Origin of the sequence: Plantibacter sp. 2H11-2, from assembly GCF_050031945.1 — a bacterium.
Classification (GTDB): domain Bacteria; phylum Actinomycetota; class Actinomycetes; order Actinomycetales; family Microbacteriaceae; genus Plantibacter; species Plantibacter auratus.
In genome coordinates, this window is sequence record NZ_JBNBBL010000003.1 from 138,476 (window position 1) to 158,200 (window position 19,725).

Here is a 19,725-nt window from a genome sequence, read left to right on the forward strand (position 1 = left end):
GCGGACGATAGGCTGTGACGGCCATGATCACCACCATTGACCTCAGGGGAGTGCGGCCGAGCCGCACCGAGCTCCTGGACATGCTGCCCCGTCCCGTCGTCGACATCACCGCGGCAGCGCATGCCGCTCAGGCGCTGATCGACGACGTCCGAGCGGGCGGTTCCGAGGCGCTCTCGGCGCAGGCAGACCGGTTCGACGGGGGACGCCCCGAGCGGATCCGCGTCCCACAGGCCGAGATCGACGCGGCCGTCACAGCGCTCGAGCCGGCCGTGCGCGCCGCGCTCGTGGAGGCCATCGACCGGGTCCGGACCGCCACGGGAGCGCAGGTCCCGCCGGAGCGCACGACCGAGCTCGCCGACGGCGCGACCGTCGTGCAGCGCTGGGCCCCGGTCGGCCGTGTCGGCCTCTACGTCCCGGGCGGGAAGGCCGTCTACCCCTCGAGTGTCGTCATGAACGTCGTACCGGCCCAGGAGGCCGGCGTCGGCTCCGTGGCGCTCGCTTCGCCCCCGCAGCGCGAGTTCGGCGGACGCGTCCACCCGACGATCCTCGGCGCCGCCGGGCTGCTCGGGGTGACCGAGGTCTACGCCATGGGCGGCGCCGGAGCGATCGGTGCGTTCGCCTACGGAGTACCCGACCTCGCCCTCGACCCGGTCGACGTCGTGACCGGCCCGGGCAACATCTTCGTGGCGGCCGCCAAGCGCCTCGTGAAGGGGCAGGTGGGGATCGACGCCGAAGCCGGGACCACCGAGATCCTGGTCATCGCGGACGCCGGGGCCGATGCCCGGCTCGTCGCAGCCGATCTCGTGAGCCAGGCGGAACACGACGAGGCGGCGGCATCGTTGCTCGTCACCGACAGTGCGGCGCTCGCCACCGCGGTGGAGGAGTGGCTGCAGCGGTACGCCGCAGGCACCCGTCACGGAGCGCGCGTCGTCGAGGCCCTGGGCGGGCCGCAGTCGGCCATCGTGCTCGTCGACGACCTCGAGGCGGCCGTGGCGTTCAGCAACGCGTACGGGCCGGAGCACCTCGAGGTGCAGACCCGCGACCCGGAGTCGCTCCTCGGCGCCATCACCAACGCCGGCGCGATCTTCCTCGGCGACCACACCCCGGTGAGCCTCGGCGACTATCTGGCCGGGTCGAACCACGTCCTCCCGACGGGCGGCCAGGCGCGGTTTTCCTCGGGCCTCGGAGCCTTCACCTTCCTCCGGCCGCAGCAGGTCGTCCGGTACGACGAACCGGCGCTCCGTCAGGTCTCGGCCCACATCGTCGCCCTCTCAGGCTCGGAGGACCTGCCGGCGCACGGCGAGGCGGTGACGGCCCGCTTCGGGCTCGTCGATGCCGAGATCCGTGCTGCGGACGACACCACCGCCCCCACCACCCCCGAGGGAGCCCGCTGATGTACTGCCCGTTCTGCCGCCACCCGGATTCCCGTGTGATCGACTCGCGCACCAGCGACGACGGACTCGCCATCCGCCGACGCCGCCAGTGCCCCGAGTGCGGAAGGCGCTTCAGCACCATGGAGACCTCGAGCCTCGGCGTGATCAAGCGCTCCGGCGTGGTGGAGCCCTTCAGCCGGGAGAAGGTCGTGAGCGGTGTCCGCAAGGCCTGCCAGGGCCGCCCGGTGACGGACTCCGACCTCGCCGTCCTGGCTCAGCGGGTGGAGGAGTCCATCCGCGCCACCGGCGCCTCGCAGATCGACGCGAACGACATCGGTCTGGCGATCCTCGCGCCGTTGCGTGAGTTGGACGAGGTCGCGTACCTCCGCTTCGCCAGTGTCTACCAGGCCTTCGAATCGCTCGACGACTTCGAGTCCGCGATCGCGCTGCTCCGCGTCGAGCACGCTTCCGGTGCCGCCCCCGTGCCGTCCGAGGAGCTCTGAGCCGTGTACCGTCTCCTCTTCTCGCAGGTGCTGTCCAAGCTCGATCCCGAACGCGCACACCACCTGGCCTTCGACGTCATCCGCTCCCTTCCCGCCACCGGCCTCGGCCCCGTCATCAGGCGCTGGACGGCACCGCGACTCGACCAGTCGGTGGAGACGCTGGGGCTGCGGTTCGAGACCCCCTTCGGTGTCGCCGCCGGCTTCGACAAGGACGGCAAGGGCGTCCTCGGCCTCGGACTCCTCGGGTTCGGCCATGTCGAGGTGGGCACGATCACGGCGATCCCGCAGCCGGGCAATCCCAAGCCCCGATTGTTCCGACTCATCGCCGATCGGGCCGTCGTCAACCGCATGGGCTTCAACAACGGGGGAGCCGACCAGGCCAGGCGTCGGCTCGAACGGACCGCGCGGGTGAGCCGCCGACCCGTCCTCGGCGTGAACATCGGCAAGAGCCGTGTCGTGGACGTCGCCGACGCCACGGCCGACTACGTCCGGAGCGCGACGCTCCTCGCGCCTGTGGCCGACTACCTCGTGGTCAACGTCAGCTCGCCGAACACCCCGGGGCTTCGCGGCCTCCAGGAGCTCGACCAGCTTGCACCGCTGCTCGAGGCCGTCCGTGCCGCCGCCGGTTCGACGCCGTTACTCGTCAAGATCGCACCCGACCTCAGCGATGCGGAGGTCGACCGCATCGCAGGGCTGGTCGTGGAACTCGGCCTGGACGGCGTCATCGCGACGAACACGACCATCTCTCGCGACGGCCTGGCCACCGATCCCGCCATCGTCGAGGCGGCCGGAGCCGGTGGGCTGTCCGGTGCGCCGCTTGCGGCTCGCTCGCTCGACGTCCTGCGGCGGCTCCGGGCGATCGTGCCCCCGGAGCTGTGCGTCATCTCGGTCGGAGGCGTCGACACTGCCGAAGACGTGCAGGAGCGCTTGGACGCAGGAGCCACGCTGGTGCAGGGCTACACGGCGTTCCTCTACCGTGGGCCGCTCTGGGCGCGGCACATCAACCGCGGGCTCGACCGACTGGCCCGAACCGGCCGCTGAGCATCGTCACACGCCGTCGACGACGAACGCCCGCCGGTCTGGGACCGGCGGGCGTTCGGTTTCGTGGGACTACTTGTTGGGGAACTGGCCGCGCTTGACCTGCGGTTTCGGCAGACGGAGCGGGCGCAGCTGCAGCGCGCGCATGGCGGCGTACCAGCGCACGCCACGCTCGTCCTGCCCGAACTTCGCCCGCAGCGCTTTCCGGACGCGGAAGCCGAGGAAGAAGCAGTCGGCGATCGCGATGATGAAGAACACCCAGAGGGTGAGCATGCCGTAGACCTGGATCTCGGGCACCGGCATGAAGGTGAGGATGATCACGAGGAACATCACCGGGATCATGAACTCGCCGATGTTGAACCGGGCGTCGACGTAGTCGCGGACGAACTTCTTCTGCGGACCGCGCTCGCGTGCCGGGAGGAACTTGTCGTCGCCGGCGGCCATGCCGGCCTGCGCCCGCCGCCGTGCTTCGGCCTGCTGCGCCTTCGCCGCCTTCGACGCCTCCTTGCGGTCGGAGGGGACGAGCGGACGCTTGTTCTGCGCCTCGCGTTCCGCCCGGGACGGGGTCGGTCGACCCTTCGCCTCCTTGGCGCCGCGGGCGAGGCGCTCAGCCGTCTGCGCTGCGGTCTCGACGATCGGCTCTGATGCCGGGGTGCTCTGCTGTTTGGCCACGATGGAACGTCCTTGATTCGGGGATTCCCTTAAGATTACTCGCATGACGACAGGTACCACGACGGAATCGACCCAAGACCCACGCAACGACCAGGAAGTCCTCGATCGGCTGCGCGAATCCGTCGCCGGTGCGTTGCCGTCGTCGATCGCCGATCTGTCGGCACTGGTCCGCATCCCCTCGGTGTCGTGGTCGGCGTTCGACGCGGCCGAGGTGGCGCGGAGTGCCGAAGCGGTCGCGGCGCTCGCCCGCGGTCTCGGTGTCTTCGACGAGGTCTCGGTGCGCCGGTCCGCCATCGACGGCGGAGCGGAGCTCGGACAGCCCGCCGTGCTGGCCCGCCGTGAACCACGGAACGGCCGACCGACCGTGCTGCTCTACGCGCACCACGACGTCCAGCCCCCCGGAAGCGACGACAAGTGGGACTCGCCGCCGTTCGAACCGACCGTTCGCGACGGCCGCATCTACGGACGGGGCGCGGCCGACGACAAGGCCGGCGTCATGTCCCACATCGCCGCGATCCGAGCCGTCACCGAGGTTCTCGGCTCCGATCTCGACCTCGGGATCGTACTGTTCATCGAGGGGGAGGAGGAGTTCGGCTCGCGGTCCTTCGGCTCCTTCCTGGAGGAGCACCGCGACACCCTCGCGGCGGACGTGATCGTCGTCGCCGACAGCGACAACTGGGACGAGCGGACGCCGGCGCTGACGATCGGTCTGCGCGGCAACGTCACGTTCCGGCTGCGCGTGAAGACCCTCGACCACGCCTCCCACTCCGGGATGCTCGGGGGAGCGGTGCCGGACGCGATGCTGGCCACGGTCACCCTGCTCGCGACCCTGTGGGACGCCGACGGTTCGGTGGCGGTCGACGGACTCACCTCGCACGACGCCGTCACCCCGGAGTTCGACGAGGCGCAGCTCCGCGCCGAGTCAGGTCTGTCCGAGGGGGTCTCGCCCATCGGACGCGGCTCCATCCTCAGCCGGATCTGGTCGCAGCCCGCGATCACCGTCACGGGCATCGACGCACCGTCGGTGGCCAACGCCTCGAACACGCTCATCCCGGAGGTGTCGGTGCGCATCAGTGCGCGGATCGCCCCCGGGCAAGATCCGGCCGAGGCCTACCGTGCACTCGAGGCCCACCTCCTCGCCAACAGCCCGTTCGGCGCACAGCTGACGATCGACGAGGTCGACCAGGGGAGCCCGTTCCTCGTTGACACGAGCGGTTGGGCCGTCGCCGAGGCGAAGCGCGCCATGGCCGACGCCTGGGAGGTCGAGCCCGTGGAGACGGGTGTCGGCGGATCGATCCCGTTCATCGCCGACCTCGTCCGGGTCTTCCCGGACGCCCAGATCCTCGTCACCGGTGTCGAGGACCCGCACTCGCGCGCCCACAGCCCGAACGAGTCGCTGCACCTCGGCGTCTTCCAGAAGGCGATCCTCACGGAGGCGGTGCTCCTCGCTCGCCTGGCGGCCGCACCCCGCCCGTCCGCCGACGCGTAGTCGGCGCCGGACGCGCCGCCGGAACCACGGGGTGCGTCCGGCGCGGCAGGCGGTAGAATCGCACACAGGCGTCGACCCGGCGCCGCCAGACCTCGCGAGGAGCATCATGAGCGACACCATCCTGACCGAGACCAAGATCGACGCGGCTCACGGCGTCGGCCTGTCCGACACGGCGGCGCAGAAGGTCAAGAGCCTCCTCGAGCAGGAGGGTCGCGACGACCTCCGTCTCCGCGTGGCCGTCCAGCCGGGTGGGTGCTCGGGCCTCATCTACCAGCTGTACTTCGACGAGCGCATGCTCGACGGCGACGCCACGGTCGACTTCGACGGTGTCGAAGTCATCGTCGACAAGATGAGCGTCCCCTACCTCGACGGCGCCAAGATCGACTTCGAGGACACCATCCAGAAGCAGGGGTTCACCATCGACAACCCCAATGCCGAGGGCAGCTGCGCCTGCGGCGACAGCTTCCACTGAGCCAGATTCTTCCTGAAGGGGAAATTACCCGGTCCCGGGTGGTTTCCCCTTCGTCTTTCCGGTCACGATCCCGCACCGCGGACGCGAATGGTCCGGCGTTCACCGCCCATCCCCACTAGACTGGGGGGCGATCCACAGGTGTGTATTCGAAAGGTTTCAGAGGTGCGCTCGACTCGTCGTCTCAGATGGGCTGCCATTCCGGTCGCAGCCACACTCGCCATAGTCCTGGCGGGTTGTACGCAGGCGGAACTGCATGGTTACCTGCCGGGATTCGTCGAGGGCGAATCTCCCGTCACGAACCACACGGACCGCATCGCTGGCCTGTGGGTGACGGCATGGCTGGTGCTGCTCGCAGTCGGTGTCATCACGTGGGGGCTCATCATCTGGGCCGTCATCGTGTACCGACGCCGCAAGGGGCAGACCGGTCTCCCGGTCCAGCTGCGGTACAACATGCCGATCGAGATCTTCTACACGATCGTCCCGCTCATCCTGGTCCTCGGCTTCTTCGCCTTCACGGCGCGCGATCAGAACGCGATCGAGACCCAGTACGAGGATCCCGACGTGGCCATCGAGGTCTTCGCCAAGCAGTGGGCATGGGACTTCGTGTACGACGAGGCCGTCAACGGCCAGGACGTCTGGACCGCAGGCGTGCAGGCCGATGAGAAGCCCGGTGGCGTCATCGACCAGGACGCACTCCCCACGCTCTACCTGCCCGTCGGCAAGACGGTGAAGATCGCGCTGCAGTCGCGCGACGTCATCCACTCCTTCTGGGTCATCGACTTCCTCTACAAGAAGGACATGATCCCGGGCAAGACGAACTACATGTCCTTCACCCCTGAGCGCGAGGGCACGTACGCCGGCAAGTGCGCCGAGCTCTGTGGCGAGTACCACTCGCTCATGCTCTTCAACGTGAAGGTCGTCTCGCAGGCCGAGTACGACAAGCACCTCGAAGACCTGGCCGAGTCGGGCAACATCGGCGACTACGGCACGGAATACGATCGCAACAGCAACCTCCCCGGCACCAAGGCGCCGGCAGGTCTCGAAGAGCACGGAGACGGGGAATGACCTCCACCACGCTTCCCGCAGGCCAGGCGAGCGTCGTCGGACGCACCTCGGTCGAGCGCAAGGGCAACATCCTGGTCAAGTGGATCACCTCCACCGACCACAAGACCATCGGGTACATGTACCTGATCGCCTCGTTCATCTTCTTCTGCCTCGGCGGCGTGATGGCGCTCATCATCCGCGCCCAGCTCTTCGAGCCCGGCGGCACGATCGTGGAGACCAAGGAGCAGTACAACCAGCTCTTCACGATGCACGGCACGATCATGCTCCTCATGTTCGCGACGCCGCTCTTCGCCGGGTTCGCGAACGCGCTCATGCCGCTGCAGATCGGCGCACCGGACGTCGCCTTCCCGCGACTGAACGCCTTCGCGTTCTGGCTCTACGCCTTCGGTAGCCTCATCGCCGTCGGTGGCTTCCTCACCCCGCAGGGTGCCGCCGCCTTCGGCTGGTTCGCCTATGCGCCACTGTCGAGTACGACGTTCTCGCCAGGGCTCGGAGGTAATCTCTGGGTCCTCGGCCTGGCGCTCAGCGGCTTCGGGACCATCCTCGGTGGTGTCAACTTCATCACCACGATCATCACGATGCGCGCGCCCGGCATGACGATGTTCCGCATGCCGATCTTCACGTGGAACGTCCTCGTGACGTCCATCCTCGTCCTGATGGCGTTCCCGGTGCTCGCAGCGGCCCTCTTCGGCCTCGCAGCGGACCGCGTGTTCGACGCCCACATCTACGACGCGGCCAACGGCGGTGTCATCCTGTGGCAGCACCTGTTCTGGTTCTTCGGGCACCCCGAGGTCTACATCATCGCGCTGCCGTTCTTCGGCATCGTGTCCGAGATCTTCCCGGTGTTCAGCCGCAAGCCGATCTTCGGCTACAAGACCCTGATCTACGCGACGATCGCGATCGCTGCGCTCTCCGTGACCGTGTGGGCGCACCACATGTACGTCACCGGATCGGTGCTCCTGCCGTTCTTCGCCCTCATGACGATGCTCATCGCGGTTCCGACCGGTGTGAAGATCTTCAACTGGCTCGGGACGATGTGGCGCGGTTCGGTCACTTTCGAGACCCCGATGCTCTGGTCGATCGGCTTCCTGATCACCTTCGTCTTCGGCGGGCTCACCGGTGTCATCCTCGCTTCGCCGCCGCTCGACTTCCACGTCTCCGACTCCTACTTCGTCGTGGCGCACTTCCACTACGTCGTGTTCGGCACGGTCGTGTTCGCCATGTTCGCCGGCTTCTACTTCTGGTGGCCGAAGTGGACGGGCAAGATGCTCAACGAGAAGCTCGGCTACTGGCACTTCTGGCTGCTCTTCATCGGCTTCCACACGACGTTCCTCATCCAGCACTGGTTGGGCGTCATCGGGTTCCCGCGCCGCTACGCGACGTACTCACCCGAGGACGGCTTCACCTGGATGAACCAGCTGTCGACCGTGGGCTCCTTCATCCTCGCCATCTCGCTGCTGCCCTTCTTCCTGAACGTGTACATCACGATCCGAAAGGCTCCGCGAGTCACCGAGGACGACCCGTGGGGTTACGGTGGATCGCTCGAGTGGGCGACCAGCTCGCCCCCGCCGCGTCACAACTTCGTCTCCATCCCGCGCATCCGCTCGGAGCGCCCGGCGTTCGACCTCCACCACCCCGAGGTCGGTATCCCGGTCGGCGTCGGTCCCGCGAAGGACGCGCCTGACGCACCCACGCTCGACATCGACGCCGGAAAGGTGAAGTAGCCGCCATGCGCGCCAATATCATCCTCTTCACGATCCTGACGGTGTTCTGCGCCCTCCTCTGCGCGGTCTACACCGTGTGGTCGCTCGTCGACCCGCTGCACGGCCGGGTCGAATGGGTCGGCACGGTCACCCTGGCTCTCGCCGCGATCCTGAGCGCCTTCCTCGGCTTCTACCTCAGCCGGGTACACAAGAGCCAGGGCGCAGAGCTCCCCGAGGACACGCTCACGGCCAACATCGACGACGGCGACCCGGAGATCGGGCACTTCAGCCCGTGGAGCTGGTGGCCCATCATCCTCGCCGGTGCGTGCGGTCTGCTCGTGCTGGGTCTGGCGGTCGGGTTCTGGATCGCGATCATCGGCATCCCGCTGGTCGTCATCGCGGTCGTCGGTTGGAACTACGAGTACTACCGCGGATACTTCGCACGCTGATGGTCGCCTCGTTCAGCATCCGCCGTGGTCAGTCCGACGACCGTTCAGCCGTCTTCGCGCTGGCCGGCCAGCTGATCACCGGGTCCATCCCGCCTGCTGCGGACGACTTCATGGCTGCGTACAACAACGTCATGCGCCCTCGTGAAGACGAGACCAACGTGCTGTACGTCGCGGTCGACGAATCGGATCGTGTCGTTGGATACACCCTGATGACGGTGTCCCGGCTGCTGCACGCGGCCGGCCTGACCGCCCACCTGCAGGAGCTCGTCGTCGACGAGACCGCCCGCGGCGCCGGCATCGGTTCGGCCCTGGTGGAGGCGAACGAGCACTACGCCGTCGAGCGCGGTGCGCGCCAGCTGACGATGTCCACCTCTCGAGCCGGCGACTTCTACCGTCGTCTCGGCTACAACGTGACGGCGGAGTTCTACAAGAAGATCCTCCCGCTGGGCTGATCCCCAAGCTGTCATCGAAGAGCCCCCGAGCCATGCTCGGGGGCTCTTTCGTGTTCCAGTGCGCGCCTGGACGTGGAGAACAAGCAGCCGGCATGGCGGGGACCACCCCCGAAGGTCGTGACCGTCACCCTTCCGGCCGGCCAGGCTGCTCACAGTGGAAGCCGTACTCCGGTGACCCCTGCGTACGTCTGATAGACCAGGGGAGCGGCCCCCGGTCTCTGAGGCTGTCGAGGGGCGCACACCGCCGCCCAGAGGACTCAGCGTGCGTATCGAAGAGCCCCTGGCGCAGAGTGCGAACCTGGCCCTGAGCCTGTCGGGGGCGCGCGCCGCCCACAGAGGACTCAGGGTGCGTACGAAGAGCTCTGGCGCAGGCATTCCGGTCCCTGAGCCCGTCGAAGGGCAGCCGTAGTCCGGTGTCTCCTCGGTACGGCCACGATCACCCTGGGTCGGGAACGTCGCCCCCGGGGCCGGTCGATCGGCTCCCATCGTGTGCTTTCGCAGAGGAATGCCGGTGAACCGCGGTGAGCGAACGCGGATCCCTGCGGGTGTCGAAGGGCTCACCTCATCCGCAGCGGCCTTCGGCGCCCGGAGAAGGGGGGAGCGGGACTGCACGGACGTCCGCTGTCGCACGCGTCTTGCCGCGGCGCAGTTCGGCGATCCCCGCCCCCAATGACGAAAGCCCCGCAGTCCGTGAGGACTGCGGGGCTTTCCAAGAGGATCCGCCTAGTGGTGGTCGCCGTGGGAACGTTCGATCTCCGTGTTCGTGACCGGAGCGATCCGATCCTCGAAGAACCAGCGGGACATCGCGGCGCGAGCCTTCTGGACACCGGTGATCTTGCCCTTGGCGTTCGGACGGATCATCAACGGCTTGTGGTCGTCGTAGCTCGCGAGGCGCCAGCGCTCGTACTCGTCGACGGGCTCGTGGACCTCGATGAACTCGCCACCGGGGAGGCGGACGATGCGCCCGGTCTCGTAGCCGTGGAGGAGGATCTCGCGATCCTTCTTCTGCAGCGCCAGGCAGGTGCGCTTCGCGATGAAGTAGGCGATGAACGGTCCGAGGATGAGGATCGCCTGCAGCGTGTGGATCACGCCCTCCATCGTCACCTTGAAGTGCGTGGCGATGATGTCCGAGCTCGCAGCAGCCCAGAGGGCGGCGTAGAAGGTGACACCGGCAGCACCGATGGCGGTGCGGGTCGGCGCGTTGCGCGGACGGTCGAGGATGTGGTGCTCACGCTTGTCACCCGTGATCCACGCCTCGACGAACGGGTAGATGAACACCGTGACGATGAACAGACCCAGGACGAGGACGGGAAGGATGATGTTGAACGAGAACGTGTGATCCCAGAGGACGAACTCGAGGTGCGGCGGAACCAGTCGGAGCGCGCCGTCGGCGAACCCGATGTACCAGTCAGGCTGCGTACCCGCCGAGACCGGGGAGGGGTCGTACGGTCCGTAGTTCCAGATCGGGTTGATCGTGAACAGCGAGGCGATGAGCATCACGACACCGAAGACGATGAAGAAGAAGCCACCGGCCTTCGCCGCGTAGACGGGGAGGACGGGGAATCCGACCACGTTCTGCTCGGTGCGACCGGCGCCCGGGAACTGCGTGTGCTTGTGCACGACGACGAACACCAGGTGCAGGGCGATGAAGAGCAGTACCAGCGCCGGCAGGAGCAGGATGTGGAGCGTGTAGAGGCGGCCGACGATGTCGGTGCCCGGGAACTCCCCGCCGAAGAGCAGGAAGGTCGTCCACGTGCCGATGATGGGCAGACCCTTGACCATGCCGTCGATGATCCGCAGACCGTTACCGGAGAGCAGGTCGTCGGGCAGCGAGTACCCGGTGAAGCCCTCGGCCATGGCCAGGATGAACAGGACGAAACCGATCACCCAGTTCAGCTCACGCGGCTTGCGGAACGCACCGGTGAAGAAGATGCGCAGCATGTGCAGGCCGATGGACGCCACGAACAGCAGGGCCGCCCAGTGGTGCACCTGACGCATCAGGAGGCCGCCGCGGATGTCGAAGGAGATGTCGAGCGTCGACGCCATGGCGACGGACATCTCGATGTTCTTCAGCGGGACGAAGGACCCGTCGTAGTGGACCTCCGCCATCGACGCCTGGAAGAAGAAGGTGAGGAAGGAGCCCGACAGCAGGATGATGACGAAGCTGTAGAGCGCCACCTCGCCGAGGAGGAACGACCAGTGGTCGGGGAAGATCTTGCGGCCGAACTCCTTGACGGCGACCGAGATGGACGTCCGCTCTTCGAGGTAGTTCGCTGCGGCGCCGGTGAATCCACCGGAGCTCTTCGCCGGAGCGGCCTTGGCCTGCTCAGGGGCGCGTGTTGCGGTCGAGGTGCTCAATGACGCTCCCAGAAGCTCGGGCCGACAGGTTCGTGGAAGTCGCTCCGCGCGACGAGGTAGCCCTCGTCGTCGACGGTGATCGGCAGCTGCGGAAGCGGCCGGGCGGCCGGTCCGAAGATGACCGCGCAGTGGTTCGTGACATCGAACTGCGACTGGTGGCAGGGGCAGAGGAGGTGGTGCGTCTGCTGCTCGTAGAGCGCGACCGGGCAACCGACGTGCGTGCACACCTTGGAGTAGGCGACGATGCCGTCGTAGGACCAGTCCTTCTTGGACTCCTCCTCGACGAGGTCTTCGGGCTTCAGCCGCATGAGCAGCACGATCGCCTTCGCCTTCTCGTTGAGGACGTGATCGGCCTCGTGGAGGTTCTCGGGGATCACGTGGAACGCACTGCCGAGGGTCACGTCGGACGCCTTGATGGGCGTACCGGAAGGGTCACGGGCGAGGCGCGTGCCTTCCTTCCACATCGTGTGCTGCATGAGCTCGACGGGGTCTTCGTCGTACGGCGCGAGACCGCGGAACAGCGCGATGCCCGGGAGCGGGAAGACGATGAGGGAGCCGATGAGGCTGTTGCGGATGAGCGCGCGTCGTCCGATGCCGGACTCGACGTTCGCCTGGTGCATGATCTCCACCGCGCGATCGCGGCTGGCCTGGTTGCCGCCGACCTTGTGACGGTAGTCGATGCCCTCTTCGTCGTGCATGAGGGCCTTGCCCCAGTGCACGGCGCCGATACCGATCGCGAGCAGGGCCAACGCCATGCCGAGACCGATGAACAGGTTGTTCAGGCGGACCGAGGCGATGTCCTCGGGCTCGATCGGGAACGCCATGTAGGCGGCGACCGCCCAGACGCTGCCGGCGATCGACAGGTAGAAGAGGGTGTAGACGGCGCGCTCGGCCCGCTTGTCCTTCTTGGGGTCGAGGTCCGTGACGCGCTTCCGGTGCGGAGGCAGGCCGGGGTCGACGACGGCGTCGCGGGAGATGACCCCGGTACCGGTCGCGACCTGCAGCTCCTGCCCGTGGGCGGACGGATCGGCAGACGAGTCGGCGGCTGGGTGACCCGAGCCGCTCGAGTTGTCGTGAGCCATGGTGCTCCTTCTTACGTGTTGTCGATCCGCGTCGGTCAGTTCGACTTCGCGGTGATCCAGACGGTGAGGGCCACGATCGAGCCGAGGCCGAAGATCCAGAGGAACAGGCCCTCGGAGACGGGGCCGAGCGAGCCGAGGTCGTTGCCGCCCGGTGACGGGTTCTTCTCCATGAACTTGAGCGCGGTGATGATGTCGCGCTTGTCCTCGGGGGAGAGGTTCATGTCGTTGAAGACGGGCATGTTCTGCGGGCCGGTGATCATGGCCTCGTAGATGTGGGCGGCGCTGACGCCGACGAGCGAGGGAGCGTACTTGCCCTCGGTCAGGGCGCCACCGGCGGCTGCGACGTTGTGGCACATCGCGCAGTTGATGCGGAAGAGCTGTGCGCCGTTGGAGGCGTCGCCCTCACCGTCGAGGTACTGCTCCTCGGGGATCTCCGGGCCGGGTGCGACCGAGGCGACGTAGGCCGCGAGGGAGGAGATCTGCTCCTCGGTGAATTGCACGGGCTTCTCCGGGGCCTGCGGGCCCTGGTTCTGCAGCGGCATCCGGCCGGTGCCGACCTGGAAGTCGACGGCGGCGGCACCGACGCCGAGGAGGCTCGGTCCGGCGGTCGTGCCCTGCATGTCGAGGCCGTGGCAGGTGGCGCAGTTCGCGGAGAAGAGCTTCTCGCCCTCGTCGACGGAGGCCTGCGACTTGGCGGCGGCGACGGGCTCTGCGCTGGCCGTGCTGACGCTGACGGCTGCGTAGGCGCCACCGGTCACGAGGAGGCCGATCGCGAGCAGCGCCGCCGAGGCGAACGGGCTGCGGCGGCCGCTCTTGCGCGTGGCGCGGGCGGCCTTCTTGGACGCCTTGGTGGTCGTCGTCTGGGTGGGGTCAGTCTTCATGGAGTCAGTCATTCCGGGTCAGCGCAGGATGTAGATGACGAAGTAGAGGCCGATCCACACGACGTCGACGAAGTGCCAGTAGTACGAGACGACGATGGCGCTCGTCGCCTCCTTGTGGCCGAATCGTTTGACGGCGTAGGCACGGCCGATCACGAGGAGGAAGGCGATGAGGCCACCGGTCACGTGCAGGCCGTGGAAGCCGGTCGTGAGGTAGAACGCCGAGCCGTACGCGTTCGAGCTGAGGGAGATGCCCTCGCTGACGAGCGTCGCGTACTCGAGGATCTGGCCGGAGACGAACACGGCGCCCAGGGCGTAGGTGAGGAAGAACCACTCGACCATGCCCCACTTGCGCGGGCTCCAGCCCGTCATGCGGGGCTGCATGCGCTCCGCTGCGAAGACGCCGAACTGGCACGTGAACGACGAGGACACGAGGATGATCGTGTTGATCGTCGAGTACGGGACGTTCAGGCGACCGGCTTCGGCCGCCCACAGCTCGGGGGCCATCGATCGCAGCGTGAAGTAGATCGCGAAGAGGCCGGCGAAGAACATGACCTCGCTGCCCAGCCAGACGATCGTTCCAACCGCGACCGTGTTCGGTCGGTTGATTCGGGGCGCGCTCGGCGCAAGGTTGATTGAGGTGCTCGTCACCCCTCCATTATGGCCGAAAGCGGGAGCGGTTTTTCGCATTTCGGGGGCGGCGAGCACGCTCGGATCAGTAAGGCTAGCCTTATTTCCTGACCGGAATCTTCGGTTCTGCTGCGGGATTCATGTGATCTTCGCCTCCACAGGCAGCTCGAGGCGTCGGCGAGTCGCGCTTGTAAGATCGTCGACATGCCTCTCACGACCTGGCCGACGCTCATCGGCGACCTGCTCGCCGGAACCGATCTCAGTGTGTCGGAGTCGACGTGGGCGATGGAACGCATCATGACCGGCCAGGTGACGGACGCCCAGCTTGCCGGCTTCCTCATCGCGTTGCGGCGCAAGGGGGAGACGGTCGACGAGATCGTCGGGTTCCGCGACGCGATCCTCGACCACGCGAAGCCGCTCGTCGCCCCGTCCCGGGCCCTCGACATCGTCGGCACCGGCGGCGACCGCTTCGGTACGGTCAACATCTCGACGACCGCCTCCATCGTCGCCGCGGCGACGGGCATCCCCGTCATCAAGCACGGCAACCGCGCGGCGAGCTCCGCCTCGGGATCGAGTGACGTGCTCTCGGCGCTCGGCGTCGACCTCGCTCTGCCGACGGATCTGGTGGGGGAGGTGCTGGCGTCGACGGGCATCACCTTCGCGTACGCGGCGGCGTTCCACCCCGGTTTCGGCCACGCTGGAGCGGTCCGTGCGGAGCTCGGCGTGCCGACGGTCTTCAACTTCCTGGGCCCACTCGTCAACCCGGCCCGCCCGGAGGCGTCGGCGGTCGGCGTCGCGCACGCCGACCGCATCCCGCTGTTCGTGGGCGTCTTCCAGACGCGCGGGGCGACCGCCCTCGTCTTCCGGGGTGACGACGGGCTCGACGAACTGACGACGACGGGACACAGCCACCTCTGGGAGATCACCCGCGGAGCCGTCACCGAGCACGACCTGGATCCCCGGGAACTCGGCATCCGCCGTGCGTCGATCGACGACCTGATCGGCGGTGACGCCCAGCACAACGCCGGTGTCGTGCGCACCACGCTCGCCGGCGAGGAGGGTCCGGTCCGCGACATCGTCCTGCTGAACGCCGCGGCCGGGATCGTGGCGTTCGAACTGTCGGAGGATCCGACGCAGGCCCAGCGGCCGATCCTCGAGCGGTTCGCCGCCGCTCTCGCGTCCGCCGCGGCCGTCATCGACTCGGGCGCGGCGACCGCGACACTCGACGCCTGGGTGGACGCCACCCGCACGCTCGGCTCGCGCTGATCCGCGCCGTGGCCGGGTCTTCCGGCCCTACCGGCGTTGGGCCGCAGCGCGTAGGTTGAGACCCGATGCCGGCGTACCCGGTCGGCGGACCCGAAACGATCTTGCAGGAGGATTCAATGAAGAAACTCATCAATGATCCCAAGGACGTCGTCCTCGAGGCGGTGGCCGGATTCGGCGCCGCGCACCCCGACCTCGTCACCGTATCGCTCGACCCGGTGTTCATCGCCCGAGCCGATGCCCCGGTCGCCGGGAAGGTGGGGATCGTGAGCGGCGGCGGCAGCGGGCACGAGCCCCTCCACGGCGGGTTCGTCGGATTCGGGATGCTCGACGCCGCCGTACCCGGCCCGGTGTTCACCTCGCCCACTCCGGACCCCATCCTCGCCGCCACGAAGGCGGTGGACGGTGGTGCCGGCGTCCTGCACATCGTCAAGAACTACACGGGCGACGTCCTCAACTTCGAGACCGCGGCCGACCTCGCGCTGGCCGAGGGCATCGAGGTGCGCTCGGTCATCGTCGACGACGACGTCGCGGTGAAGGACTCGCTCTACACGGCGGGGCGCCGGGGTGTCGCCGGCACCGTCCTCGTGGAGAAGCTCGCCGGCGCACGTGCCGAGGCCGGGGGAGGACTCGACGAGGTCGCCGACCTCGCGACGAAGGTCAACGAGCGCACCCGCACGATGGGCGTGGCACTCACCCCGTGCGTCGTCCCGCACGCGGGCGAGCCGAGTTTCACCCTGGCCGACGACGAGATCGAGATCGGCATCGGGATCCACGGTGAGCCCGGCCGTGAACGCATCCCGCTGGAGCCCGCCGACCGGATCGTCGACCGGCTGCTCGACGCCATCCTCGAAGACCTGCCGTACGCCCCGGGCGAGCGGGCCCTCGTCCTGGTGAACGGGATGGGCGGGACGCCGCAGGTCGAGCTCTTCATCGTCTTCCGCCGCGTGGCCGAGGCGCTCGCAGAGCGCGGGATCGAGGTGGCACGGTCGCTCGTGGGGAACTACACGACCAGCCTCGAGATGCAGGGTGTGTCGATCACCCTCCTGAAACTCGACGACGAACTGATCGAATTGTGGGACGCCCCGGTGCAGACCGCGGCGCTCCGGTGGGGACGGTAGACGGATGGGATTGGACGGAGCCTGGGCGATCGCCTGGATGCGGGGGAGTGCGGCGGTCGTCGCAGAGCATCGGGTGGAGCTGATCACGCTCGACCGCGACATCGGGGACGGCGACCATGGCGAGAACCTCGACCGTGGGTTCTCCGCGATCCTGCCGAAGCTCGACGAGCAGCCTGCTGATGCGACGCCCGCGGACATCCTCAAGCTCGCCGCGACGACGCTCATCTCGACCGTCGGAGGCGCGAGCGGCCCGCTGTACGGCACCGCGCTGCTCAAGGCGTCGATCGCCGTGGCCGGCCAGGATGACCTCGACGCCGATGCCGTCGTCGCCCTGCTGACGGCGGCACGCGACGGGATCGTGCTCCGTGGTAAGGCCGAGGTCGGCGACAAGACCATGGTCGACGCGTGGACACCCGCCGTGGACGCTGCATCCGCGGCTGCGGCGGCGGGGGAGTCGCCGGCACGGGTGCTGGCCGCAGCCGCGGACGCCGCGTGGGGTGGCGCCGCCGCGACCGAACCGCTCGTCGCCCGCAAGGGGCGCGCCAGCTACCTCGGAGAACGGGCCATCGGGCACCGCGACCCTGGGGCGCAGTCCACCTCCTATCTCCTGCAAGCTGCGGCCGCGGCCGCTGGGGAGGGTGCTGCATGAGCGGGGGAGCCGTCGGCCTCGTCTTCGTCTCGCACAGCGCGCTGATCGCGGAGGGGCTCATCGCCCTGGCGCGCCAGATGGCGCCCGACGCGGCCCTCGCCGCAGCCGGCGGTACCGATGAGGGAGGGATCGGCACGAGCTTCGAGCTGGTCTCCGCCGGGATCGCCGCCGTGGACTCCGGGGCCGGGGTGGTGGTGCTGTGCGATCTGGGATCGGCGATCCTGACCGCTGAGACGGCACTCGACTTCCTCGACGACGACGTCCGAGGCCGGGTACGCATCGTCGACGCCCCGCTCGTCGAAGGCGGGGTCGCCGCGGCCGTTGCCGCGCAGACCGGCGCGTCGCTCGACGAGGTCGTGAACGCCGCGCGGTCTGCAGCCGGCGGTGACCCTGCCCAGCAGGGCGCCGACGAGGCGACTCGGGCGGGTGGGTCCGACGACCCGACAGCGCCCCACGCCGCAGCCTCCGTGACCCTGCGGAACAAGGACGGGCTCCACGCTCGACCCGCTGCGGAATTCGTGAAGCTGGCGAGCACGTTCGCGGCCAAGGTGGTCGTGAACGGGAAGGACGCCAAGAGCCTGCTCGGGATCATGTCACTGGGCCTCGTCAAAGGGGCGGTCGTGGAGCTGCAGGCGGACGGTCCGGACGCGAAGGATGCCATCGGGGCACTGGCGTCGCTCATCGAATCCGGCTTCGGAGAGGTCTGACGGGTCGCGCTCGGGGCGGAAGCAGGTCGGCGCCCCGTGCGCAACGGGGTGGTCGACGCCGACGGTCGGCGTAGCATGACCCGCATGAACGAGCAGACGAAGACGTCGGACACCGAAGACCGCCAGTGCACGGTCTGTGGCCATCCGCTCGCCGAGCACACCTTCGACCGTTCCTCCGGGCACGATCACTTCATGACCTGCCCGACGGGGGAGCGGCTTCCGGACCCGGCGCAGTCCGCCGTCCCGGTCAACGAGTTCGGGATGCCGCTCTGGGACCAGGACCCCGATCGACCTGCTCCGTCGGCCTGACGACCGCGGTGGTCTGCGCCGTCAACCGAGGAGGAGCAGCGACCGGACGGCGACGCTGACACCCGTCGTGCTCGACGCCGGCGTCTCGTGCAGTGCGCTGCCGTCGACGAGCCAGCGCACCCATCGGACGAGCTGCTCCGGCGTGGCGTCGGAGCAGGCTGCGCTGGTGCGAACCGCCTCGGTGATGTGGTCGAGGAGGAAGCGGTCGACCATGTCACGCTCGACGTCGAGGACGGCCGCCACGGTGTGAAGATGCGCCATGCCCTGGACCGCGCGAGCGAAACCGACCGTCTGCTCGGCGGCCCGTTGGCGGTCGAGTGCGCCCAGATAGGTGGTCAACGCAGGGCGCCCAGCCCCGGCGCGCGTGGCGAGGTGCAGTTGCTCCTCGGTCCAGGCGGCGCTCACGCGCAGCAGCGTGACCAGGATGTCGAGCTTGGTGGGGAAGTAGTGGAACAGGGTCCCCGAGGAGATGTCCGCCGCTCGGCAGATATCAGCCGTCGACGTGGTCTCATACCCCTCGGTGGCGAAACAGCGGTAGGCCGCAGCAAGGATCGCGGTCTGGCGCGCGGTGAACCGCTGTAGGTCGACGATTCTCGGCATGACTACTCCCGTATTCCTAGTGCACCCACTCTAGAGCACGCACTCTATGAATTCGGTCCCGGTCAGAGCTGACTTCCCCGGGTATCGCCGCTCGAGCCGCGGCGTACGGCGGCACGAGCGAAGCAGGGCCCTGCGCGGGCGGGGGCTGGTCGACGAGCGCGACGCTGCACATCGACCGAGGAGCAGCGACGTGAGCACGACCAGTCCCTCGATCATCAGCGTGCTGGTGGTGGACGACCAGGAACTCGTCCGGGTGGGCAGCGCGCTGACCCTGGACTCCGCGCCGGACATCGAGGTCGTAGGGGAGGCGGCGACGGGTGAGGAGGCGATTCGGCGTGCACGGGAACTGCGACCGGACGTCGTCCTCATGGATGTGCGGATGCCCGGGATGGGAGGCGTCGAAGCGACCAGGATCATCACCACGGTCCACCCGGCCACACGCGTCCTCATCCTCACCACCTTCGACATCGACGAGTACGCGTTCGGGGACCTCGACGCCGGCGCCAGCGCCTTCCTGCTGAAGAGCACCCCACCAGACCGGTTGCAGGAGGCTGTTCGGACGATCCATGCCGGTGATGCCGTCGTCGAACCCAGGATCACGAAGCGACTCATCGAGCACTATGCCTCCGGTGGACGGTCGCGCGAGCACGGGGGAGCAGGTGGGACAGCCCACCCGCTGGACCCGCTCAGCCCGCGCGAGCTCGACGTGTTCGGATGCATCGTCGCCGGGCTGTCGAATCGTGAGATCTCCGACGCACTCCACCTGTCGCCGTCCACGGTCAAGACGCACGTCAACCGGATCTTCGCCAAGTTGCACCTCCGCGACCGGGTCCACGCGGTGATCCTGGGCCAGGACCTCCGAACCCGAGCCGCGGGGCGGGGCAGGTTCAGATGAGTTGACATAATGTGCAT

The 19,725-nt window shown here is 68.2% G+C and carries 21 protein-coding genes; 15 read left to right on the top strand and 6 right to left on the bottom strand.

Going from position 1 to position 19,725, the window contains the following annotated elements; genetic code table 11:
• Window positions 1-23 precede the first annotated feature (23 nt).
• Genes hisD through ACQG07_RS08415 form a run of 3 tightly spaced genes read left to right on the top strand, consistent with a single transcriptional unit; the run spans window position 24 to window position 2,917 of the window.
• Complete coding sequence (gene hisD / locus ACQG07_RS08405; RefSeq protein WP_274499978.1) at window positions 24-1,394, top strand: histidinol dehydrogenase; 1,371 nt, start codon at window positions 24-26, stop codon at window positions 1,392-1,394.
• Window positions 1,394-1,876 carry a transcriptional regulator NrdR gene (gene nrdR, locus ACQG07_RS08410; protein WP_064296987.1) on the top strand — a complete coding sequence of 161 codons (483 nt, stop codon included), beginning with the start codon at window positions 1,394-1,396 and terminating at the stop codon, window positions 1,874-1,876. Before hisD ends, nrdR begins: the two co-directional genes overlap by 1 nt.
• A gap of 3 nt (window positions 1,877-1,879) precedes the next feature.
• Complete coding sequence (locus ACQG07_RS08415; protein WP_426738015.1) at window positions 1,880-2,917, top strand: quinone-dependent dihydroorotate dehydrogenase; 1,038 nt, start codon at window positions 1,880-1,882, stop codon at window positions 2,915-2,917.
• A 69-nt stretch (window positions 2,918-2,986) separates the two neighbouring features.
• Here ACQG07_RS08415 and ACQG07_RS08420 read toward each other — a convergent pair whose 3' ends face one another.
• Window positions 2,987-3,586 (bottom strand): DUF3043 domain-containing protein, encoded by a 600-nt coding sequence (locus ACQG07_RS08420; RefSeq protein WP_064296985.1) that lies wholly within the window; start codon window positions 3,584-3,586, stop codon window positions 2,987-2,989.
• A gap of 43 nt (window positions 3,587-3,629) precedes the next feature.
• Between ACQG07_RS08420 and ACQG07_RS08425 the strand changes: the two genes are divergently transcribed.
• The 6 genes from ACQG07_RS08425 (at window position 3,630) to ACQG07_RS08450 (ending at window position 9,216) form a co-directional block, all read left to right on the top strand.
• Window positions 3,630-5,075: a dipeptidase gene (locus ACQG07_RS08425; RefSeq protein ID WP_426738017.1), complete on the top strand. Its 1,446-nt coding sequence runs from the start codon at window positions 3,630-3,632 to the stop codon at window positions 5,073-5,075.
• A 106-nt stretch (window positions 5,076-5,181) separates the two neighbouring features.
• Window positions 5,182-5,547: an iron-sulfur cluster insertion protein ErpA gene (erpA, locus tag ACQG07_RS08430; RefSeq protein WP_064296983.1), complete on the top strand. Its 366-nt coding sequence runs from the start codon at window positions 5,182-5,184 to the stop codon at window positions 5,545-5,547.
• Window positions 5,548-5,709: 162 nt separating this feature from the next.
• Window positions 5,710-6,612 (top strand): aa3-type cytochrome oxidase subunit II, encoded by a 903-nt coding sequence (gene coxB / locus ACQG07_RS08435; protein ID WP_079706003.1) that lies wholly within the window; start codon window positions 5,710-5,712, stop codon window positions 6,610-6,612.
• Window positions 6,609-8,336 carry an aa3-type cytochrome oxidase subunit I gene (gene ctaD, locus ACQG07_RS08440; protein ID WP_064296981.1) on the top strand — a complete coding sequence of 576 codons (1,728 nt, stop codon included), beginning with the start codon at window positions 6,609-6,611 and terminating at the stop codon, window positions 8,334-8,336. Before coxB ends, ctaD begins: the two co-directional genes overlap by 4 nt.
• A 5-nt stretch (window positions 8,337-8,341) precedes the next feature.
• Window positions 8,342-8,764 (top strand): cytochrome c oxidase subunit 4, encoded by a 423-nt coding sequence (locus ACQG07_RS08445; protein ID WP_064296980.1) that lies wholly within the window; start codon window positions 8,342-8,344, stop codon window positions 8,762-8,764.
• Complete coding sequence (locus ACQG07_RS08450; protein WP_085510951.1) at window positions 8,764-9,216, top strand: GNAT family N-acetyltransferase; 453 nt, start codon at window positions 8,764-8,766, stop codon at window positions 9,214-9,216. The genes ACQG07_RS08445 and ACQG07_RS08450 overlap by 1 nt, the downstream gene beginning before the upstream one ends.
• A gap of 723 nt (window positions 9,217-9,939) precedes the next feature.
• Here the strand turns inward: ACQG07_RS08450 and ACQG07_RS08455 are convergent.
• The 4 genes from ACQG07_RS08455 to ACQG07_RS08470 are packed head-to-tail and all read right to left on the bottom strand — an operon-like array spanning window position 9,940 to window position 14,224.
• Complete coding sequence (locus ACQG07_RS08455) at window positions 9,940-11,574, bottom strand: cytochrome bc1 complex cytochrome b subunit (RefSeq protein ID WP_064296978.1); 1,635 nt, start codon at window positions 11,572-11,574, stop codon at window positions 9,940-9,942.
• Window positions 11,571-12,656: a cytochrome bc1 complex Rieske iron-sulfur subunit gene (locus tag ACQG07_RS08460; RefSeq protein WP_085510950.1), complete on the bottom strand. Its 1,086-nt coding sequence runs from the start codon at window positions 12,654-12,656 to the stop codon at window positions 11,571-11,573. Before ACQG07_RS08460 ends, ACQG07_RS08455 begins: the two co-directional genes overlap by 4 nt.
• A 35-nt stretch (window positions 12,657-12,691) precedes the next feature.
• Window positions 12,692-13,537 (bottom strand): cytochrome bc1 complex diheme cytochrome c subunit, encoded by an 846-nt coding sequence (locus ACQG07_RS08465; RefSeq protein WP_064296976.1) that lies wholly within the window; start codon window positions 13,535-13,537, stop codon window positions 12,692-12,694.
• 18 nt (window positions 13,538-13,555) lie between these two features.
• Window positions 13,556-14,224, bottom strand: coding sequence for an aa3-type cytochrome oxidase subunit III (locus ACQG07_RS08470; protein ID WP_085510949.1), 669 nt, complete (start codon window positions 14,222-14,224; stop codon window positions 13,556-13,558).
• A 144-nt stretch (window positions 14,225-14,368) separates the two neighbouring features.
• On the opposite strand from ACQG07_RS08470, the gene trpD reads away from it, so the two are divergent.
• The 5 genes from trpD (at window position 14,369) to ACQG07_RS08495 (ending at window position 18,213) form a co-directional block, all read left to right on the top strand.
• Window positions 14,369-15,430 (top strand): anthranilate phosphoribosyltransferase, encoded by a 1,062-nt coding sequence (gene trpD, locus ACQG07_RS08475; RefSeq protein ID WP_426738018.1) that lies wholly within the window; start codon window positions 14,369-14,371, stop codon window positions 15,428-15,430.
• Between the two features lie 116 nt (window positions 15,431-15,546).
• Entirely contained in the window at window positions 15,547-16,548 is a 1,002-nt protein-coding gene (gene dhaK, locus ACQG07_RS08480; RefSeq protein WP_274499975.1) for a dihydroxyacetone kinase subunit DhaK, read from the top strand.
• 4 nt (window positions 16,549-16,552) lie between these two features.
• Window positions 16,553-17,197 (top strand): dihydroxyacetone kinase subunit DhaL, encoded by a 645-nt coding sequence (gene dhaL, locus ACQG07_RS08485; protein ID WP_274499974.1) that lies wholly within the window; start codon window positions 16,553-16,555, stop codon window positions 17,195-17,197.
• On the top strand, window positions 17,194-17,904 hold the full coding sequence (dhaM, locus tag ACQG07_RS08490; RefSeq protein ID WP_274499973.1) for a dihydroxyacetone kinase phosphoryl donor subunit DhaM: 711 nt from the start codon (window positions 17,194-17,196) through the stop codon (window positions 17,902-17,904). The genes dhaL and dhaM overlap by 4 nt, the downstream gene beginning before the upstream one ends.
• A gap of 84 nt (window positions 17,905-17,988) precedes the next feature.
• On the top strand, window positions 17,989-18,213 hold the full coding sequence (locus ACQG07_RS08495) for a hypothetical protein (RefSeq protein ID WP_133059937.1): 225 nt from the start codon (window positions 17,989-17,991) through the stop codon (window positions 18,211-18,213).
• 21 nt (window positions 18,214-18,234) lie between these two features.
• On the opposite strand, the gene ACQG07_RS08500 is transcribed toward ACQG07_RS08495, so the two are convergent.
• The gene (locus ACQG07_RS08500) at window positions 18,235-18,813 is read right to left on the bottom strand and encodes a TetR/AcrR family transcriptional regulator (RefSeq protein ID WP_426738019.1); all 579 of its coding nucleotides are present in this window, start codon (window positions 18,811-18,813) and stop codon (window positions 18,235-18,237) included.
• A 190-nt stretch (window positions 18,814-19,003) separates the two neighbouring features.
• On the opposite strand from ACQG07_RS08500, the gene ACQG07_RS08505 reads away from it, so the two are divergent.
• Window positions 19,004-19,708 (top strand): response regulator transcription factor, encoded by a 705-nt coding sequence (locus ACQG07_RS08505; protein WP_426738020.1) that lies wholly within the window; start codon window positions 19,004-19,006, stop codon window positions 19,706-19,708.
• Window positions 19,709-19,725: the final 17 nt, after the last annotated feature.